Genomic DNA, 19,345 nt, shown 5'->3' with positions numbered 1-19,345 from the left:
CCGCTTCTTGAGCGAGTATATGAAGCCAAAATCAGAAAGTCACTGGTCCGTTCTCCTCCTTCTGGCTAACGCGGCAGTCAACGTTGTACGACAAACCTCATCGTTTCGGCGATTTCAACCCGCCGCCAGGAACGCTACCAGGGCAATGATTGCCACTAACAACACTCCCATGACGATGCCCGTCACGATGAAGGCGAGCGGGCTGCCCCTCTCGAAATCCTCGCGGCGCTGCTGGTCCCGCTGCACCCCAAGGAAAGCCGCCAATACCGACTTGATCACACCCCACATCGCTATGCTCCCAGTGCGCTCAGCCAATTCACAAAGCATGCCCATCCCCAACCGGGCAAGTAAAGCGTTGTCTACCGGGTATCATAAAAATTCATACCGCAGCGCACCAAAAAATGCATGGAGCCCTGCCCCCAGACGGCTACACTCAAAGGAATACCTCCTGACGCTTGCCCTTATCTATACCACAGGAGATCGCCATGCCCAGCACCAACACCACAAGCCCTCCGACGAATCCAGCGCCGTTTGCCTCACAGCCACTCGTGGAGTGGTGGTCCCAACAATGGATTCAAGGCATCACCCCAATGACACGCCTGCAGCTCGCCTGGATGGAGAGCATGAGTGACATGATGCAACAGGAGGCACGCTTCATTGCCGCCCTTTCCGCCGCCGGACAGCAACTTGGCCAATGCTATGAAACCCACGGGCACGATCCTGAAAAGATTCAGGAGTGCTATGAAGAGATCGCCCGTGAAATTGCAGAGCAGCACATGCAGCGCATCAAGCAGGTAGCCAGCCTGCCCCAGGAATTCAGGCGTCGTATCTGGGAAGAACTCTAAGTTCGGCCGAGTGTACCGCGACACAACGGCCCAACAAGCGAAGCGCGCCGCCAGGCAGGAGAAATTTTGGAATTGAAATGAAAAACCGCCACCCGGCATTACCCGTAAGTGGCGGTTTTTCTTAAATCTAATGGTCGGAGCGACAGGATTCGAACCTGCGACCTCTGCAACCCCATTGCAGCGCGCTACCAAGCTGCGCCACGCTCCGACATTTCTGCGTCGATTCCGTCACGGCAAAAACGCAGCGATATTCGACGCTTCAGGTTGACCGGTCGTTGCCAGCGCCCCTGAGAACGAGGCGTATACTATCGCGTTCGAACGAAAATGGAAAGCCTCTTTTGTACTTTCCATTCAGTTGGTTGCCATCCCTACAGGGCACGCGGCATATAGCCGGCACCATCCGTCGCGCTCCCGCGCTGGAGTTCAGCGAAGCGGACTGGGGCGAAGTCATCGACGTCAACCTCAGGGCCGCATTCTTTCTCAGCCAATATGCCGCACATCACCTGGTGGAACGCCGCACACCGGGGCGGCAAGTTGCATTTCCCTCGGTCTAGGCCATAATCGGGATAAACGTCAGGCTAGTATCCTATCATACCAAAAGCGCACGCTTCGGTGCGGCTCGCCAGGATAGCCCGACGCATGCCAGTTCCAGCCACATCGCTCCAATAACCACAACGCTCCATAACCACAGCAAGGAACCGCCATGCGACTGCGCGACAAGACGGCGCTGATCACGGCAGCGGGACAAGGGATCGGTCGTGCCACTGCCCTACGCTTCGCCGCCGAGGGTGCCCGAGTAATTGCCACCGACATCGAAGCGCTGAAGCTCGCCACCCTGTCATCCACGCCTGGCATCGAAACCTGTCGCCTGGACGTGCAAGATGCCGCTGCCATCGACGCTCTTGCCGCCGAACTGCCGCCGCTCGACGTCCTGTTCAACTGTGCCGGTTTCGTCGCCAGCGGCTCGCTGCTCGAAGGCAGCGACGACGACTGGGAGTTATCGCTGTCCCTGAACGTGACCGCCATGATGCGCCTGACCCGCGCCCTGCTGCCGGCCATGATCCGTCACGGCGGAGGCAGCATCATCAACATGGCCTCAGTGGCCTCCAGCCTCAAGGGCGTGCCCAACCGCTGCGCCTACGGCACCACCAAGGCCGCCGTGATCGGCCTGACCAAATCGATCGCCGCCGACTTCATCGGCCAGGGTATTCGCTGCAACGCCATCTGCCCAGGCACCGTGGACTCCCCCTCGCTGCGCCAGCGCATCCGCGAGCAGGCCCAGCGGCAGGCGCGCCCCGATGCCGAGGTCCACGCCGAGTTCCTTGACCGTCAGCCGCTCGGGCGACTGGGCACGGCGGAGGAAATCGCCGCCTTGGCCACTTATCTCGCCGCGGACGAGTCCGCTTACACCACCGGCACCACCCACATCATCGACGGCGGCTGGCTGATCTGACGACACCATCGGGGACAAACCATGAGCAAGGAGACATCATGAAACTGCTGCGCTTCGGCCCCAAGGGCCGTGAGAAACCCGGCCTGCTCGACGCCGACGGCGGGATCCGCGACCTTTCGGCTCACGTAGCCGACATCAATGGCCGCCATTTGGGGCGCAACACCCTGGCAGAACTGGCCGGACTAGATCCCTCCCGCTTGCCCCAGGTCTCTCCCGATACCCGCATCGGTCCCTGCGTGGGTGGCGTGGGCAAGTTCATCTGCATCGGGCTCAACTATTCCGATCACGCCGCGGAAACCGGCGCCGAGGTACCGCCCGAGCCGGTGATCTTCAACAAGTGGACCAGCGCCATCTGCGGCCCCAACGACGAAGTGATCATTCCACGCGACTCGCGCAAAACCGATTGGGAAGTCGAGCTCGGCGTGGTGATCGGCAAGACCGCACGCTACGTCGCCGAAGCCGGCGCCATGGCCCATGTGGCCGGCTACTGCGTGGTCAACGACGTTTCCGAGCGCGAGTTCCAGCTCGAGCGCAGCGGCACCTGGGACAAGGGCAAGGGCTGCGACACCTTCGGCCCGCTGGGCCCCTGGCTGGTGACACCGGAGGAGATCGCCGACCCCCACCAGCTCGACCTGTGGCTGGAAGTAGACGGACATCGCTACCAGGACGGCAACACGCGCACCATGGTCTACCAGATCCCCTTCCTGATCAGCTACCTGAGCCGCTTCATGAGCCTTCAGCCCGGCGATGTCATCTCCACCGGCACCCCGCCCGGAGTGGGCATGGGCCAGAAGCCACCGGTCTACCTCCAGCCTGGCCAGCAGATGCGCCTGAGCATCGAAGGCCTCGGCATCCAGACCCAGCGTGTGATCGCCGAACCTTCGAGCGACACCTAGCGTCCTGCTGCGGAGCCCCAGACCATGACAGAGACCATTGCCAGCGACGGCAGCCAACGGCAGAGCCTGCGCGTTCACGCCGCCGACAACGTGCGCGTGGCGCTGAAGGATCTTGCCGCCGGCACCCGGGTCGACGACGACGGGCGCCCCCTGGAACTGGCGGAGCCGATTCGCCACAAGCACAAGTTCAGTGTCGAGGACATCACCGCTGGAGATGCCGTCGTCATGTACGGCGTCACCGTGGGCCGCGCCACGCGCCCCATCCCGGCGGGAACGGCCATTACGGTCGACAACACCGAGCACAGCACCGCTTCCGCCACGCCCCAGGCCAGACGCGGCGAATGGCGAGTCCCCGACGTCTCGTCATTTGCCGATGTCACTTTCGAGGGTTATTGCCGCCCCGACGGCAGGGTCGGTACGGCCAACGTCTGGCTGGTAGTGCCGTTGGTGTTCTGCGAGAACCGCAATATCGAAGTGCTGCGCCAGTGCGTCGCCGATGCCCTGGGTGAAGACCCCTACCGCGACTACAAGCGCATGGCCCGCGCCCTGCTACATGGCGAGAGCGACACCGAGCAGACCTCCCCTGTCGGCGAGAGGCTGTTCCCCAACGTCGACGGCGTTCGCTTCCTCACCCATACCCTGGGCTGCGGCGGCACCGACGACGATGCCCGCGCCCTGTGCCAACTGCTGGCCGGCTACATCTGCCATCCCAACGTGGCGGGCGCCACGGTGCTCAGCCTGGGCTGCCAGAAGGCACAGATCGAGATGCTGAAAGCCGCCGTGGCCAAGCGCGATCCGCAGTGGCTGCGTCCGGTCCACTACCTCGAACAGCAGGCCAGCACGAGCGAAGAGGCGCTGATCCGTGAGGCGCTGACCACCATCTTCGACGGCCTGGCCGAGGCCAATCGCGTCGAGCGCTCACCTGCGCCGCTCTCGGCATTGACCCTGGGAGTGGAGTGCGGCGGCTCCGACGGCTTCTCCGGACTTTCGGCCAACCCCCTGGTGGGCGCAGTGGTCGACCGCCTGGTGGCGCTGGGAGGCAGCGGCATCCTCAGCGAATTCCCTGAGCTGTGCGGTGTCGAGCACGAGCTGATCGCGCGCTGCCGCGACGATGCCGTGGCCGAGCGCTTCAAGACGCTGATGGAAGCCTACCAGCAGCATGCTGCCCGAGTCGGCGCAGACTTCTCGATGAACCCCTCGCCGGGCAACATTCGCGATGGCCTGATCACCGATGCCATGAAATCCGCCGGCGCCGCCAAGAAAGGCGGCGACAGCCCGGTGATCGACGTGCTCGACTACACCGAGCCGCATACACGGGCCGGGCTGAACCTGCTCTGCACGCCGGGCAACGACGTGGAATCCACCACTGCGCTAGCCGGCTCCGGCGCCAACCTGATCCTCTTCACCACCGGACTCGGCACGCCTACCGGCAACCCCATCACGCCCGTATTGAAGATATCCAGCAACAGCGAACTGGCCGCACGCATGGGCGACGTCATCGACTTCGACGCCGGCCCCATCATTCGCGGCGAAGCAACCATCGACGAACTCGCCGACCGCCTGCTCGCGCTATGCATCGACACCGCTTCCGGTCGCTACCAACCCCATGCGGTGAGATTGGCGCAATATGACTTCATCCCCTGGAAGCGCGGCGTTTCTTTATAGTGGTATAACGTGGCTGCGCTCGAACTTCCTTCTTATGGCTGAGAATACCCAGCTATCGCGATCTTGCGAGCTAGAGCCAGGGCTAGGCCCGTTCCCTACGGGCCAACGCATTTCCCACATCCGTGTGGGTCACAAGGCGAAATTGGGCGAGAAAGCGGAGTTTGGAAGCGCTGAGCAAATGGGCGAGCGAGATGAAGCGCAAGGCGCACGGAGCACAGGAACCGGAGCATATGGGGTATATGTGAGGATTCCGAGCACCGCGCAACGCAGCGATTCGCTCGCGCAGACATTTGTTTATTCCGTAAGGCGCTTCTTGAGCTTCATATAAGTCCCATAATGCCGGTCGAGGTGCCGTCGCATGGCTGCCTCGGCGGCGTCCGGGTCGTGGGACTCGATGGCGTCGACGATCTCCCTATGCGCCACCAGCGCCGCCTTGTCCTCGTCCTTCTGCTGAAGGACCTGGGCGCGGCGGTCGTCGAGCCACTCGGAGAGCGCCACGTGGATGGCGTCGAAGATGGGGTTGCGGCCAATGCTCGCCAGCACGCCATGAAAATCGTTGTCGGAGCGCTTGAAGCGCGCCTCGTCGCCCAGCGCGTCGCGGTTGTCCTGCAACGCATCGCGCAACCGGGAGATGTCCTCGTCGCTGGCGTGACGTGCCGCATGGCGGGCCAGCGAGATCTCGAACATTGCCCGAGCTTCCTGGAAGTACTGCTGACCATCGGGCTTGGAGAGCAGTTGGCGGGTAACGCCGGACAGCCGTGCCATGACCGATTCGGCTGTGGGGCGAATCACCCGGGCTCGGGTACCGCTGTTAATGGCAATCAGGCCAAGCTGCTGCAGATAGAACAGTGCCTCGCGAACCGCCGGACGGCCCACGCCGAACTGCTCCATCAACTCGCGCTCCGAGGGCAGTTGATCGTTCTCACTGAGCCGCCCCTCGAGGATTTCCGCCTCGAGCTGCTCCGCCACCTGTTCCGAAAGCGTCTTGCGCTCGACCCGATATCTGCTCATAGGCGATGTCTCCTGATAAATGCGCCAATTGCCGCCAGTTTACCGCATTTTCAGCACTGACCGGCGCTACGCAGGCGCCGCAGCGGAGCGACATCGAGCCGCTCGGCAAGCTCGCCATAGGCGGCCTGGTTGGCGCTATCCAGGGGAATGCCTTCGGCATCGCGGTGCGCCTGGCAGGCCCACTCGCGGTCGCCCGGCGCCAGAACTCGAGCCCCGCCCCTTCCCGGCTGGGCGCGCAGGTCGTCGAGGTAGTCGTGCATCCTGGCCGGATAAACATCGCCCAGCGCGAAGGCATCCGGCTTCAGCGCCAGAAAGAAATGCCCGACGCCCCGCGGCGTGGACATGTCCGGCCCGCCCATGGGCAGCAGCCGGAAGCCATTCGCCATACCAGCCAAGGTGGAACTGAGCACCTCGACCATGCCGCCCAGGCCGGCGCCCTTGAAACCGAAGTCCGCGCCGCCCAGCGGCAGCAGTGCCGCCACCTCGGCGGGAGTGCGCGTCACCCTGCCCTCGTCATCCGCCGCCACCTGATCGGGCAGCTCGCGGCCGATGGCGCCATATTGCTGCACACGGTTCCAGGGAATCGAACTGGTCGCCATGTCCAGCAGGTAGGGAGGAGAATCGGCAACCGGCGCGGCAAAGGCGATGGGATTGGTGCCATGGAACGGATGCATACCACCGTGCAACAGCACGAAGGGATCGGAGTTGCACAGCGCCAGCCCGATCAAGCCGCGTTCGGCAGCTGCCAGGGCGTAGCAGCCTGCCGCACCGAAGTGGGAAGAGTGCCCCACGGCCACCGCCCCCATGCCGACCTCCTCGGCCATGTCGGCAGCATGTCGCATGGCGGTATAACCCGCCAGATGGCCAAAGCCATTTCCGGCGTCCAGGTAACCGGTGGCCGGCAGGCGGCGCTCGAAGCGCATCGAGGGGGAGCCAGAGATACGTCCACCCTGCAGCGCCTGCACGTAGTGCGGCAGCAGGCGTAGGCCATGACTGTCGGTCCCCATGCGCGAGGCCGTCACCAGGGCATGTGTCACGGCACTGGCCGAGGCCTCATCGGCGCCGGCACGCGCCAGCACCGCCAGCATGAAACGTTCCAGCTCATTCCGTGCCACTCTGAAACCAGTTAAGCACTCACTCATCATTCACGTCCCTTGTGGTTCGTTGTATCAGCGATACACCAAGGTAGGCAGCCACATGGAGATGGCTGGCACGAAGGTCACCAGTAGCAGGCAGATCACCAGCGGAATCAGGAACGGTATCGTGCCGCGCATGCAGCGCTCGAAGCTGACGTTGGAAACCCGCGACAGCACGTAGAGCACCATGCCTACCGGCGGCGTCAGCAGACCGATCATCAGGTTGAGCACCATGATCACGCCGAAGTGCACCGGGTCGACGCCCACCGCCATCACCAGCGGCAGCAATACCGGCACCAGGATGGTGATGGCGGCAATGGTTTCCATGAAGCAGCCGACGATGATCAGCACCAGATTGGCCATCATCAGCACCACGACCTTGCTGTCGGAGAACGGCCCCATCAGTGCGATGACGTGCTGGGTCACCTGATTGCTGGTGAGAATCCAGGCGAAGATCGAGGCGGCTGCCACGATGAACAGGATCACTGCCGTGGTCTCGATGGTTTCCATGCTCACCTTGAGCAGCTTGCGCCAGCTCAGGGTGCGATAGACCACCACGCCGAGGAACAGCGCATAGAACACGGCGGCCACGGCGGCTTCGGTGGGAGTGAAAGCGCCAGTAATGATCCCACCCACGATGATCACTGGCGTCATCAGCGAGAGCAGCGCCCGGCCGAAGGTATGGCCCAGCACGCGCACGGAGAAGGTGGTGTCGCGCTGGTAGCCGCGGCGGCGGGCGATCAGGAAGATCATCAGCATCAACATGATGCCCATGAGCAGGCCCGGCAGCAGGCCGGCGGCGAACAGCTGGCCCACCGAAGCCGACGCCATCACACCGTAGATGACCATCGGCAGGCTGGGCGGGATGATCGGACCGATGGTGGACGAGGCCGCGGTAATACCGACGGCGAACTCCTCGTCGTAGCCGGCGTCCTTCATGGCCTTCACCTCGATCATGCCGAGGCCGCCGGCATCCGCCACCGCCGCACCCGACATCCCCGAGAAGACGATACTCGCCCCCACGTTGACGTGCCCCAGCCCACCGCGCATCCAGCCCATCAGGGCTTTGGCGAAATTGAAGATGCGTTCGGTGATACCGGCATTGTTCATCAGGCCGCCGGCAAAGATGAAGAACGGAATGGCCAGCAGCGGAAAGCTATCAATGCCGTTGATCATGCGGTGCGCCACGACGATGTTGGGCACCTGGCCGCTGATCAGCACGAATATAAGGCAGGAGCCCGCCAGGCTGATGGCGATCGGCACGCCCAGTACCAGCATGGTGAACAGAGAGAAGAACAGGAAGGAGAGGTAATGGCCCATCACGGCCAGGATCACGCACCCCAGCACGGCCAGTGCCGAGAGCGTGGGCGTGACGATGGGCTTGTGCCAGCGCATCACGGAGAGTCGAGCCATGCGTAGCCTCGCGAAAAAGAATCTTGTCGTTGTCGTCAGCGGGAATCGGATGATACGGGTCGACGCTGGACCTGGCGACGCTCCGCCAGGCGGCGGCTCACCAGGCGCTGCACTCCGCGCACCGCCATCAGCACGAAGGCCGCGCAGACAGCGTAATAGAGCACGCTCTTGGGCACGTCCACGGAGATCATCATGCCGCCCGTGCGCCCTGCGAGGTTGAACGTGACCCAGGCCAGCATGGCGTAAAAGGCGATGCTGACCACCTCGACGCAGTCGTTGAGCAGCCGCGCCAACCAGGCGGGCATGTAGTGGTAGAAGAACTCCACCATGATGTGCGTGCCACGGCGAACCGCCATGGCGCTACCGATGAAGCCCACCAGGATCAGCAGGTAGCGAGCGATTTCCTCCGTCCAGGTCGTCGAATCGCCCAGCACGTAGCGGGTGAAGAACTGCAGGAACACGACGAAGATCAGCGACCAGAACACCACCAGGGTGACGTAATCCTCGACGGCATAGTCGCGAAACCGGAAGTCGTCGTCATCGAACGCCATGTTGAAGTCGATTTCAGGCTCGGTGGATGACGACGACGGCATCTTGGAAGACGGTGTGCGGGACATGAAGCATGCCTCCTGGCCGGCCCTACGCTGGAGCGTGGAGCCGGCTGCGAGATGAGTACGCAGGAAACGCTGCCGTCACTGGCCGATGGCCTGCAACCGCTCGTAGGTTTCCTCATCCCAGGTGGCGGCATCGCCCAGGTGCTCCGGCATCACCGCCTCGCGGAAAGGCGTGCGGTCGACCTCATTGACCGTGGTGCCCTGCTCCTCGAACCAGGCCACCAGGTCCTGCTCAGCCTGGACGATCTCCTCGGTGTTGTTGCGTGCCGCCTCCTCGAACACCTCGCGGAAGATCTCGCGGTCCTCTTCGGAGAGCTGGCTCCAGCGCGGCCCACCCACGATGGTGATCAGCGAATCGGTGATGTGTCCGGTCAGGTGGATGTAGTCCTGTACCTCATGGAACGCCTTGGCGCGGATGGTGGGCAGCGGGTTCTCCTGGGCATCCACTACGCCCTGCTGCAGGGCCAGGTAGACCTCATCGAAGGCAATGGGCGTCGGGTTGGCACCCACGGCACGGGGGAACATCATGTAGAGCGGCGCGTTGGGCACGCGAATGCGCAGGTTGCGCATGTCCTCGGGCACGCTGATCTCCTCGTTGGAGGTCACGTGGCGCTCGCCGTAGTAGTTGAGCGCGACAGGTACGTTGCCGGTGGCATTCTGGTAGCCCTCGGCGATCTCCTGGAACAGATCGCTGTCCGCATAGGCCTGCCAGTGATCGAAGTCACGGAACATGTAGGCAGCGCCGGCAATGCCGATGGGGCCGTAGGAGCGGCCGGCAAACTGCGTACCGGTATAGATGACGTCGATGGTGCCAAGCTCGAGTCCCTCGTTGATGTCCTCCTCCTTGCCCAGCGAGGAAGCCGGGTGCACCTGCATGGTGTAGCGTCCCTCGGTGCGTTGTTCGATCTCGTCGGCTGCCCATAGCGCCCACTTGTGGAAGGGCTCGGAGGTTTCGTAGACGTGGGCGAAACGCAGGCTCTGCTGGGCAGATGCCGCCATGCTGATACTCGCCGCCGCGAGGGCAACGGCCGTCATGTGCAGGAGCTTGGGCTGGCATTGGCGCTTGTGGCTCATCTTGTTCTCCTTACAACCTGTCGGTTTATTCTGCTTGTCAACTTAGGTGCAGGCGTTGGGTAGTGGCGTCCGTGAGCTCAGCTCCTCGACTCGGCTCGTTGGCTTCGGTGTTGCGGGTGAACCGGGTGAACCGGGTGAACCGGCCTGATGGGGATGCTGTCTTGCTGTATACGTATCATACCACCCTATCCAAACTTAGACGGTCGCCTACTGCCGCGCAACCGCAATCGTTTCCTAACCCGTCTCGTATAGTGCCGCCTTGTTTAGGCACTGTCTGAAAACTGCCTGCGCTTGACACAGCGAAAGACCAGATCGCCCGCCGCGTCTCCGCCCCGATCACCGGCCGCTGGTGATATTTCGCTCATGGCATCAACTGGCCCCCATTGACCTCGATGATCTGCCCGGTCACGTAACCGCTCATGCTGTCGGTGCCCAGGAACACATAGGCGCCCACACACTCTTCGGCGACCCCCGTACGCCCCATGGGGATGGAGGCGGAAACCGCGGCCAACTGCTCCTCGGTGGAGTGGCGCACGTGGAAATCGGTGGCAATGACGCCCGGCGCCACGGCATTGACGCGGATCTTGTCGTCCATCAACTCCTTGGCCATGTTACGCGTCAGCGTACTGACGAAGCCCTTCGCCGAGGCGTACAGCCCCGCGCCCGGCCCGCCGCCGTTGCGCGCCGCAATCGAGGTGGTATGTATGATGCTGCCGCCACCGGCACGCTTGAAGTGAGGTAGCGCCGCCTGCGAGACCATCACCACCGAGCGAGCGTTGAGATCCATCACGCGGTCGTAGTGGGCGTCGTCGATCTCCGCCAGCGTGACGCGACCGAGCATGTCGCCGGCATTGTTGATCAGCAGATCCAGCCCGCCCAGCCGCTCAGCGGCCTCGTCAACGATGCGCCGGGCCTCGGCGGAACGGCCCACGTCGCCCTTCACGACCACGGCTTCACCACCCGCTTGCCGTATATCCTGAGCCACTGCCTCGGCCGCATCGGCACTGGCGTGGTAATGCACCGCGACCCGCGCTCCCAGCACACCCAACTGCCGCGCCACGGCGGCGCCGATGCCCCGGCTGGCCCCGGTAATCAACACGCGCTTGCCTTTCCATTCATCGAGCATTGCTGCACTCTCCCCCTGGCGAAATGGAACATGAGCCACCCCCATCGCGAGACCGGAAACCATCAACCAGGCCCGGATGCTTGAGCTAGAGCGACCCTATTTGGCATACCTGTCATACAACACAGTATCATTAGCATGATAGGCGAGTCCTGGCCAGGCACCAGGCGCCTTGCAAATACCATGCACCCCAAGCCGCTGGCCCGCCACCGCTTCCCGGGCGGCGCCGTCTGGCAAGAAGCGTGGCAGAAGGAGAACTGAATGGAACGCAACGACTTTCTCGATGCGCTCGCCGAGCGCCTGGGTGAACGCGGACTGCTGCGCGCAGCAGACGAGATGGCCCGCTACGTGGCCGACTGGGCCGGCGACAGGCTAGGCATGCCGCGGGCGGTTGCCCGTCCCGCTTCCACTGAGGAGGTCGTCGAAACAGTACGGCTATGCCGCGAGCACGGTGTGGCCATGGTGCCCCAGGGCGGGCACAGCGGGCTGGTCGGCGGTGCGCTACCCGCCGCCGAGGGCAACGAACTGATCGTCAGCCTGGAGCGCATGAACCGGATACGCGCCATCGACCCGATCAATTTCACCATGACGGTCGAGGCCGGCTGCATCCTCGAGAGTGTCAAGCAATCCGCCGCCGAGCACGAGTGCGAGTTTCCGCTCGCCCTCGGCGCCCAAGGCAGCTGTCAGATCGGTGGCAACATCGCCACCAACGCCGGCGGGCTCAACGTGCTGCGCTACGGCATGATGCGCCAACTGGTGCTGGGGCTCGAAGTGGTGTTGCCAGACGGCCGCCTGTGGAACGGCCTCAACGCCCTACACAAGGACAATCGCGGCTATGCCCTGCATCAGCTCTTTCTTGGCAGCGAAGGCACCCTAGGCATCGTCACCGGCGCCGTACTCAAGCTCTCGCCGCGTGCCAACCAGGCCCGCACGGCATTGCTTGGCGTTCCCTCGCTGGAGGCGGTCATCGCCCTATACGGACTCGCCCGGCGCGACTGCAGCGACCTGCTCAGCGCCTTCGAGCTGATTCCACGCCGCTGCATCGAACTCGCCTTGGAGGCCACGCCATCGCTGAGCGACCCGCTGGACCAGCCCTACCCCTGGTACGTGCTAATGGAGATCAGCGCCAGCGGCCCACTCGACCTCACTGCCCTACTGGAGCACCTGCTCGAGCAAGGCATGGTCCGCGAGCTGGTGCTCGACGGCGCGCTTGCCGCGAGCGAAGCGCAGTCGCGTCAACTGTGGCAGTTCCGCGAAAGCATGCTGGAAGGCCAGCGCCGCCGTGGTGAGCACCTGCGCACCGACATTTCGGTCCCCATCTCCGCGATCCCCGCCTTCTTCGACGCGGCAAACCGCAGCGTGATGGAAGCCTCGCCCGATTGCGAGATCATCGCCTACGGACATATTGGCGACGGCAACCTGCACTTCAACATCCTGCCGCCAACGACCATGCCCGAGGCGGACAAGCGCCAGCATCTCCACGCTCTGGAAGCCCGCCTGTTCGACGTACTCGACGATTTCAACGGCAGCATCAGCGCCGAGCATGGCATCGGCCGCGTCAAGCAGCCCGCCTACCTGGCCCGCCTCTCGCCAGTGGAGCGTGAGCTGGCCGAAGGCATCAAGGCGTTGTTCGATCCGGATGGATTAATGAACCCGGGGCGAATCCTGCCGCTTCGGCATTGAAGGAGTCAGAGACAAAGAGATAAGAAGGTCTTGGTAGCGCGTGCTGTATCAGCCAATGTAGGCAGCGATGGCGTCGCGAGCCGCCAGTTGAGCCTGGGCTTGAGAGATCCAGTGATCCAGCACTTCGCGCAGCACAGCAGTCGATTGTGTAGACATGAGGTTTCTCCTTGGGATATCGAGAAACATCATGCCCCAGCTTTATCGATATTTCACCAGGGTGACGAAACTTTGCCCTCAGGATCTAAAGATACGCCACTGTATGTCATAAATCTCGTCCCAGTACCGCTCAAGCGCATGGAAATCGCTTCCATAACCGTTTTGGTGCGTTTATTTTCCAATTTTTCGCAGAAGAGCCTGGATGGGACTCACGATACAGCATTGACCTGACCGGTATTTTCCCAGTAGGGAAAGAAAAGTGCTGCTACAAGCCTATATACTTCAAATTTCCCGATTGGGAAAATTCGCTTGCCGCCGCCCTATGCTCCTGTTAAATTTTCCCAATCGGGAAATTTCAGGAAGGGTCTGACATGCCCAATGACACCTACCCCATCCGTGACGCCGCCACCCTTGGCCGCCTCATCCGCCAAGTGCGCAAGCAGCAGGGCCACACCCTCGAGACCCTGGCGGGCCTTTGCGGGCTGAGCATCCGTTTTCTCAGCGAACTGGAGAACGGGCGCGAAACCTGCAGCCTGATACGGGTGCTATGGGTGCTCGACGCCCTGGGCATCGAGCTGACGGCCCAGCTTCCCGAGGCCCAAGGCACATGAACCGCCTCGATACGCTGAGCGTATGGCATGACGACAAGCGAGTCGGCGTGCTGTGGCGAGGCAGCGGCGAGCGCCTGATCGGCTTCGAATACGACAGCGAGTGGCAGGCGTTCGGCCACGCCATCTCCCACAGCCTGCCGCTGGAAAAGCGTACCTGGCTTCCCGAGGAACAAACGGCCCACCGCTGGTTCGGCAACCTGCTGCCCGAAGAACAGGCCCGGGCCGCCCTGCTCAAGCGTTTGGCCATTCCCGACGACGATTTCGCACTGCTGGAAGCCATCGGCGGAGACTGTGCCGGGGCTCTGACGATCCTGCCCCCCGATCAGGTGCCGACACGCCAACGGGACACGACACCACTGGCGCTCGACAAGCTGGCCCAATGGGCGGCCTTCCGCGACCGCTACGCGCTGATGGGCAGCGAGGGGGGCGATCCGCGTCCACGCCTGTCGCTCGCGGGCGCCCAGGACAAGATCCCGGTACTGCTCGAGAATGGTGAACTCAAGCTGCCCCGAGGCGCCACGCCCTCGTCCCATATCCTCAAGTTCGCCGTGGATGGCCGCGACCTGATCGTGTTGAACGAACTGTTCCTCAACACCTTGGCACGCCTGACCGGGCTGGCTTGCCCCACCACCACGGTGGGCCAGGCAGAAGGACACCCCTACCTGCTCGTGGAGCGCTACGACAGGGCCGGCATCGGCACCCCCGAACTGCGTCGCGTCCATCAGGAGGATTTCTGCCAGGCCATGGGGCTGTCGCGCATCGACAAGTACCAGTTGCCCAACGGCCCGCGTTTCGCGCAGTGCATCGCCACGGCCCGGCAAGCCTGCCGGCCAAGTGCCGCTTCGCTCCAGCACCTGCTGCACTGGCAGATCTTCAACGTGCTGGTCGGCAATACCGATGGCCATGCCAAGAACATCTCCCTGCTCCAGGACGAACGCGGCCAGTGGCAGGTCGCCCCTGCCTACGACCTGGTCGGCACGCTGGTGTTGGGCTATCACCGCGACCTGGCCTTCTCGATCGGCGATCAGGTCAACTCGCAGCAGCTACTGCCTCGCGACTGGCAGGCCTTCGCCAAGGAGTGCCGCTTCAGCTACCCCTTCGTGCGGCGCGAGATACAAGCGCTCGCCGCCAGAGTGCAGGAATTGCTGGATTCGGATGAGCTGCCGCAAGCCCTGACCGCTGCCGGGTTGAGCGAGCGCGGCTGGCGGCGGCTACAGCAGCAGCGCCAGCACATTCAAACACAGTGCCGCAAGGCGAAGAGTTGGTGACACCATTCATGAGTGGAGCGCACTGGACTTTAACTAATTTCCCATCATAATTTGACTGATATTAGTTAAAGCCATCCAGGGCCTACCCCGATGTCCTACCAGCGCCTCCAAGCGGAACAAACCCGGGTTGCCGTCAACGCGATGCAACTCTTCGAAGCGCTCGAGCACCATCGCGCCCAGGCGCGCCAGGTCAAGGGCTCGATGCACTGGAAGCGTATCCATGGGCGCGAGTACCTATATCGTGCCTACACGGGAGGCAAGAATCATTCGCTGGGCCCACGCTCCGCCGAGACAGAAGCCATTATAAATACCTTTGACGCTCGCAAAGCGGAGTACCAGGCGCGGGAGCAGTCGCTGAAGGAGCAGCTCCAGGTGCACGCCGCCTACATCCGAGCCAATCGGCTGAACCGATTCCCCATCGACGGCGCCCGGGCGATACGGGCACTGCAACGCAAGCAAATCCCTTTCCGGGTAATCGGTACCAATGCCTTATACGCCTATGAAGCCCGTGCGGGCGTGCTGATCGAGCCCGAACATTTGGCGACCGCCGATATCGATGTACTCATGGATGCTCGGCAGGGCTTGAGAATCGTCACGGCCCTGAAGGGGGAAACCCTTCTCTCTGTCCTGCAATCCAGCGATCGCACCTTCGAGCCGCTCACCGAGTCTCCTTTCGAGTTTCGTGCCACGAACGCCAAGGGTTACATGATCGACCTGATCACGCAGACCGCGGACCCCATGGCAATGAGCGACTTCGAGCATCATCTGGAGGCGGGCGACTTGAAGCCGGTAGGCATCGACTCCCTGAAATGGGCTATAGCGTCGCCACACTTCGAAGCCATCGTATTCGATGAGCGAGGCATGCCGCTGCGCTTGTCTACCGTCGATCCCCGCGCCTTCGTGCTGCACAAGTGGCATGTCAGCCAACAGCCCGACCGGGAACCCATGAAACGTCACCGGGACGAGGCCCAGGCACGCCTGATCGCTACCCTGCTTCGCGACGAGCTGCGTGCACTATCGACGACACAAGCCGTCGAGCGTGCCTTTCCCCACCTCATCAGACAACGGGCCAGCAGCCAGATCGACGAGCTCGATGTGTAGGGAGCATCGTCTCGAGCGCTGGAGACTGTTATGACCTGGTGCACGCCATGAAGACGCGCAAACTCTCGCGCCGCGTCAACAGGCACTACTCGAGCGAGCGGTTCACCCTCCGGCCTTCTCGTCCACATAGGTCAGGTTGGTCTCCCAGCTCTTGCTGCTGACCTGGATGGCAACCTGCACGCCCTCGCTGTCTTTCTGCCTGAACGCTTGGTAGATCGCCTTGTGATCCTTCAGCGCCACCTCGGGCAGGGTCTGCATCGAGGTTTCCAGTGCCGCCTCGATCAGTTGCAGCAGGGTCTCACCCACTCGAATCGTCATCGGGTTGTGAGTGGCGTGGAGGATAGCTCGATGAAAAGCCACGTCGTGTCGTGACGTCTGCTCGCCCTTGGCTATGGCGGCCTCCATGTCCTCAATGGCGCGGCGAATGTGGGCATGATCCTCTTCAGTGGCGTTATGCATCGCCTGCAGGGTATAGGCCGGCTCGAACATGCGGCGAAACTCGAGCACGTCCCGAGTCATGCCGCGGGCCAGGATCATTCCAAAGGCCATCGGATCGACGATGGGGTCGCCCGGCTCACGCCGAATCATGGTTCCCTGCCCACGCCGCACCTCCACGATGCCGATGGCCTGAAGCATCTTGATGGCCTCCCGGACACTCGACTTGCCGATTCCCAGGCTATGGGTGAGTTCGCTCTCGGAGGGAAGGTAGTCGCCGGGCTTGAGTTCGCCGCGTATCAGGGCGCTCTTGATGCGCTCGAGCAATTGCATGGCAACCGAGCTTCGCTCAATGGAACTACCAAAGGAGTCGCATGATGTGGCTCGGCCGGCGAGCTGGCGTTTCGCACTCATGGGGTCTCTCGTTCTTCGTTAGCGGATTTTCCACTTTTATTAATTTTCATCAATAACTTGGACACCGCTTCCTGACGCCGATTGAAGCGTGAGCGCTCGTCGATTGTGTCGCGCTCTTGCGTTAGGAGCAAATGTTTGCATAGCATATCACGACCGACATCAGACATCAGATGTCTTACGAGCAAAATCTCAACGCTAGCTCTGCAACTCAACGGACACGGAAATGACAAGAAGCAGAATCGTCGTGCTGGCCACCGGCGGCACCATCGCCAGCCAGCCAGATGCCTCGGGACGCAACCGCTCCGGCGCTCTACAGGGCGAGACTCTGCTGGCCCAGGTAAACCTTCCTGCAACCTTCTCCGCACAGGTCGAGGTGCATTCGATCCTTCAGAAACCCAGTAACGCCATTACTTGCGACGATCTTCTGCAACTGCACGAAACCTGCCAGGACATCGGTGCCCAGGAGGATGTACTCGGCATCGTCATCACCCACGGTACCGACACTCTGGAAGAAACCGCCTACTTCCTGGACATCACTCTGCCCCACGGCAAGCCCGTGGTACTGACAGGCTCACAGCGCGCGCCTCATGAACCGGGTACCGATGCCTTCTGCAACATCGCAGACGCCCTCAAGGTCGCCGCCACACCGCAGGCAACCGGGCTAGGCACGCTGGTGGTCTTCAACCAATCGATCTTCGCCGCCAGGCAGGTACGCAAGGTGAGCAGTTTCCAATTGCATGGGTTTGCCTCCCCCGAAACCGGGCCGTTGGGTTACGTCGATGGAGAACAGGTGCATCTGGCCGCGCGGCCCATTCGCCCCGCCGGATATCCCTTGTCTGTCGAAGGACCGCTGCCTCGGGTGGACATACTGCCCGCCTATCTCGGTGCATCACCGCGCCTGATCGAAGCGGCCGTGGAAAGCGGTGCAACCGGCCTGGTAATCGACGGTTTGGGACGTGGCCATGCACCTCCGGAATGGATGGAAGCCATCGCCAGGGTCACCGCACGCGGTATCCCGGTGGCCGTGGTCAGCAACTGTCCGAGCGGTCCCGTCCATACCAGTTACGAATTCACCGGCAGCCTCGCCAGCCTCCAGGCGGCGGGCGCCATGCCAGTTACCGGCCTCAGCGCTCGCAAGGCACGCCTGGCACTGTCGGTACTGCTCGCCTCTCCCAGCGCACGACCACTGGGAGAGAGAGTGAAACTCCTGGCCGCTTGAACGCCGGCAAACGGCACAGCAGCCAGGAGCCGACCTCGGGCGAATTTCGCAGGGAAACGAGGTCCTTCCGCATGGCAACCATGCCTATTCCGGCCGGGGCCATGCGCAACGAAAAGCACAGGACACGATAAGCGACACCCCCATCACGAGGTGAAAGATGAAGAACAAACTGAGCAAAGCAACGCTGGTCATGGCCATTACCGCCGCTTCCCTGGGCATGGGACAGGCCCAGGCCGCCGACTACACCTTCCGCTTCGCCCACGTGCTGATCGAGGATACCCCGAACGGCCAGGCAGCCCTGCGCTTCAAAGAAGAGGTGGAAGAGAAGTCCGACGGCAGGATCCAAATCGACGTGCTCCCCGCCGCCCAGGTCGGCGGCGACGTGGAGATCATCGAGCAGGTCCAGATGGGACTGGTGGACATCGGCATTCCGCCGACCGCCACCTTGGGCAACTTCGAGCCTCGCTTGCAGATTCTCGATCTGCCCTTTCTGATTTCCGATTACGACTCCATGGTGCAGGTGCTGGACGGTGACGTGGGCCGCGAAATCCTGGATACGCTGGACTCACACAACATGTACGGGGTGAACTTCTGGGGCGCCGGCTTCCGCCACATGACCAACAACGAACGGTCCATCGAAGGTCCCGATGACCTGGAGCGCATCCGCATGCGTACCATGCAGGCGCCGATCATCATCTCCACCTACCAGAACTTCGGTGCCAACGCCACGGCCATGGCCTTTACCGAGGTCTATAACGGCCTGCAGCAGGGCGTCGTGTCCGGCCAGGAGAACCCGCTGGCCAACATCTACACCATGCGCTTCCACGAAGTGCAGGACTATCTCACCCTGACCAATCACGCCTATCACGGCTACGCCGCTGTGATCAACAGCGATGCCTGGAACTCCCTGCCCGAGGACCTGCAGGAGGTCATGCGCGAGGCCTTCGACAACGGCCGCGACCACGCGCGTGAACTGACGTTGCAAGACGAAGAGCGCATTCTCGAGGCCATCCAGGACGAGATCGCCATCAACGAGCTCACGCCCGAGGCCCGCGAAGCGTTCATCGAAGCCAGCATGCCGGTGCACCGCGAGTATGAAAGCGTGGTGACTGCCGACTTGCTGCACAAAGTATACGACGAGGTCGGCATCTCCTACTGATGCCCGCATGACCGCACGGACGCTGCCGTCCAGCGCAATCGGCGCTGGCACTGTGGCGTCCGTGCGTTC

18 protein-coding genes and 1 tRNA gene are annotated in these 19,345 nt (G+C 62.6%); 10 read left to right on the top strand and 9 right to left on the bottom strand.

All coding sequences use genetic code 11. From position 1 onward, the window contains the following. Positions 1 to 114 precede the first annotated feature (114 nt). On the bottom strand, positions 115 to 288 hold the full coding sequence (locus HOP51_RS02345; protein ID WP_234272340.1) for a DUF2970 domain-containing protein: 174 nt from the start codon (positions 286 to 288) through the stop codon (positions 115 to 117). Between the two features lie 197 nt (positions 289 to 485). Here HOP51_RS02345 and HOP51_RS02340 point away from each other — a divergent pair, with 197 nt between their 5' ends. Beyond that, entirely contained in the window at positions 486 to 845 is a 360-nt protein-coding gene (locus tag HOP51_RS02340) for a hypothetical protein (RefSeq protein WP_234272339.1), read from the top strand. Between the two features lie 131 nt (positions 846 to 976). Here HOP51_RS02340 and HOP51_RS02335 read toward each other — a convergent pair. After that, positions 977 to 1,053: transfer RNA gene (locus HOP51_RS02335), tRNA-Pro, on the bottom strand. A gap of 495 nt (positions 1,054 to 1,548) precedes the next feature. On the opposite strand from HOP51_RS02335, the gene HOP51_RS02330 reads away from it, so the two are divergent. Genes HOP51_RS02330 through HOP51_RS02320 form a run of 3 tightly spaced genes read left to right on the top strand, consistent with a single transcriptional unit; the run spans position 1,549 to position 4,859 of the window. Further along, positions 1,549 to 2,298, top strand: a complete 750-nt coding sequence (locus tag HOP51_RS02330) for an SDR family oxidoreductase (RefSeq protein WP_234272338.1) — start codon at positions 1,549 to 1,551, stop codon at positions 2,296 to 2,298. A 38-nt stretch (positions 2,299 to 2,336) separates the two neighbouring features. Beyond that, a complete protein-coding gene (locus HOP51_RS02325) occupies positions 2,337 to 3,194 on the top strand; it encodes a fumarylacetoacetate hydrolase family protein (RefSeq protein WP_234272337.1) in 858 nt (285 codons plus the stop codon). Positions 3,195 to 3,218: 24 nt separating this feature from the next. Beyond that, entirely contained in the window at positions 3,219 to 4,859 is a 1,641-nt protein-coding gene (locus tag HOP51_RS02320) for a UxaA family hydrolase (protein ID WP_234272336.1), read from the top strand. Positions 4,860 to 5,153: 294 nt separating this feature from the next. On the opposite strand, the gene nanR is transcribed toward HOP51_RS02320, so the two are convergent. The 6 genes from nanR to HOP51_RS02290 all read right to left on the bottom strand — a co-directional run bounded on the left by nanR (position 5,154) and on the right by HOP51_RS02290 (position 11,233). Further along, positions 5,154 to 5,870 (bottom strand): transcriptional regulator NanR, encoded by a 717-nt coding sequence (gene nanR / locus HOP51_RS02315; RefSeq protein WP_234272335.1) that lies wholly within the window; start codon positions 5,868 to 5,870, stop codon positions 5,154 to 5,156. 50 nt (positions 5,871 to 5,920) lie between these two features. After that, entirely contained in the window at positions 5,921 to 7,012 is a 1,092-nt protein-coding gene (locus HOP51_RS02310; protein ID WP_267957579.1) for an Ldh family oxidoreductase, read from the bottom strand. Between the two features lie 27 nt (positions 7,013 to 7,039). After that, entirely contained in the window at positions 7,040 to 8,419 is a 1,380-nt protein-coding gene (locus HOP51_RS02305) for a TRAP transporter large permease (RefSeq protein ID WP_234272333.1), read from the bottom strand. 35 nt (positions 8,420 to 8,454) lie between these two features. Beyond that, positions 8,455 to 9,036 (bottom strand): TRAP transporter small permease, encoded by a 582-nt coding sequence (locus HOP51_RS02300; RefSeq protein ID WP_234272332.1) that lies wholly within the window; start codon positions 9,034 to 9,036, stop codon positions 8,455 to 8,457. A gap of 75 nt (positions 9,037 to 9,111) precedes the next feature. Beyond that, positions 9,112 to 10,107 carry a sialic acid TRAP transporter substrate-binding protein SiaP gene (locus HOP51_RS02295; RefSeq protein WP_234272331.1) on the bottom strand — a complete coding sequence of 332 codons (996 nt, stop codon included), beginning with the start codon at positions 10,105 to 10,107 and terminating at the stop codon, positions 9,112 to 9,114. A 361-nt stretch (positions 10,108 to 10,468) separates the two neighbouring features. After that, positions 10,469 to 11,233: an SDR family NAD(P)-dependent oxidoreductase gene (locus tag HOP51_RS02290; RefSeq protein ID WP_234272330.1), complete on the bottom strand. Its 765-nt coding sequence runs from the start codon at positions 11,231 to 11,233 to the stop codon at positions 10,469 to 10,471. Positions 11,234 to 11,491: 258 nt separating this feature from the next. On the opposite strand from HOP51_RS02290, the gene HOP51_RS02285 reads away from it, so the two are divergent. The 4 genes from HOP51_RS02285 to HOP51_RS02270 all read left to right on the top strand — a co-directional run bounded on the left by HOP51_RS02285 (position 11,492) and on the right by HOP51_RS02270 (position 16,049). Then, positions 11,492 to 12,913 (top strand): FAD-binding oxidoreductase, encoded by a 1,422-nt coding sequence (locus tag HOP51_RS02285; RefSeq protein ID WP_234272329.1) that lies wholly within the window; start codon positions 11,492 to 11,494, stop codon positions 12,911 to 12,913. A gap of 527 nt (positions 12,914 to 13,440) precedes the next feature. Continuing rightward, on the top strand, positions 13,441 to 13,680 hold the full coding sequence (locus HOP51_RS02280) for a helix-turn-helix domain-containing protein (RefSeq protein WP_234272328.1): 240 nt from the start codon (positions 13,441 to 13,443) through the stop codon (positions 13,678 to 13,680). Further along, a complete protein-coding gene (locus HOP51_RS02275; RefSeq protein ID WP_234272327.1) occupies positions 13,677 to 14,948 on the top strand; it encodes a type II toxin-antitoxin system HipA family toxin in 1,272 nt (423 codons plus the stop codon). The genes HOP51_RS02280 and HOP51_RS02275 overlap by 4 nt, the downstream gene beginning before the upstream one ends. Positions 14,949 to 15,038: 90 nt before the next feature. Further along, the gene (locus tag HOP51_RS02270; protein ID WP_234272326.1) at positions 15,039 to 16,049 is read left to right on the top strand and encodes a GSU2403 family nucleotidyltransferase fold protein; all 1,011 of its coding nucleotides are present in this window, start codon (positions 15,039 to 15,041) and stop codon (positions 16,047 to 16,049) included. A 102-nt stretch (positions 16,050 to 16,151) separates the two neighbouring features. Here the strand turns inward: HOP51_RS02270 and HOP51_RS02265 are convergent, their stop codons facing one another. Continuing rightward, the gene (locus HOP51_RS02265) at positions 16,152 to 16,898 is read right to left on the bottom strand and encodes a FadR/GntR family transcriptional regulator (protein WP_234272325.1); all 747 of its coding nucleotides are present in this window, start codon (positions 16,896 to 16,898) and stop codon (positions 16,152 to 16,154) included. Positions 16,899 to 17,121: 223 nt separating this feature from the next. On the opposite strand from HOP51_RS02265, the gene HOP51_RS02260 reads away from it, so the two are divergent. Together HOP51_RS02260 and HOP51_RS02255 are read left to right on the top strand one after the other, a co-directional pair. After that, positions 17,122 to 18,117 (top strand): asparaginase, encoded by a 996-nt coding sequence (locus HOP51_RS02260; RefSeq protein ID WP_234272324.1) that lies wholly within the window; start codon positions 17,122 to 17,124, stop codon positions 18,115 to 18,117. Between the two features lie 157 nt (positions 18,118 to 18,274). Beyond that, positions 18,275 to 19,276 (top strand): TRAP transporter substrate-binding protein, encoded by a 1,002-nt coding sequence (locus HOP51_RS02255; protein ID WP_234272323.1) that lies wholly within the window; start codon positions 18,275 to 18,277, stop codon positions 19,274 to 19,276. The last annotated feature ends 69 nt before the right edge of the window (positions 19,277 to 19,345 follow it).

The organism is Billgrantia zhangzhouensis (assembly GCF_021404465.1).
In the GTDB taxonomy this organism is placed as follows: domain Bacteria; phylum Pseudomonadota; class Gammaproteobacteria; order Pseudomonadales; family Halomonadaceae; genus Halomonas; species Halomonas zhangzhouensis.
This window is presented reverse-complemented; position numbering and strand designations above follow the sequence as displayed.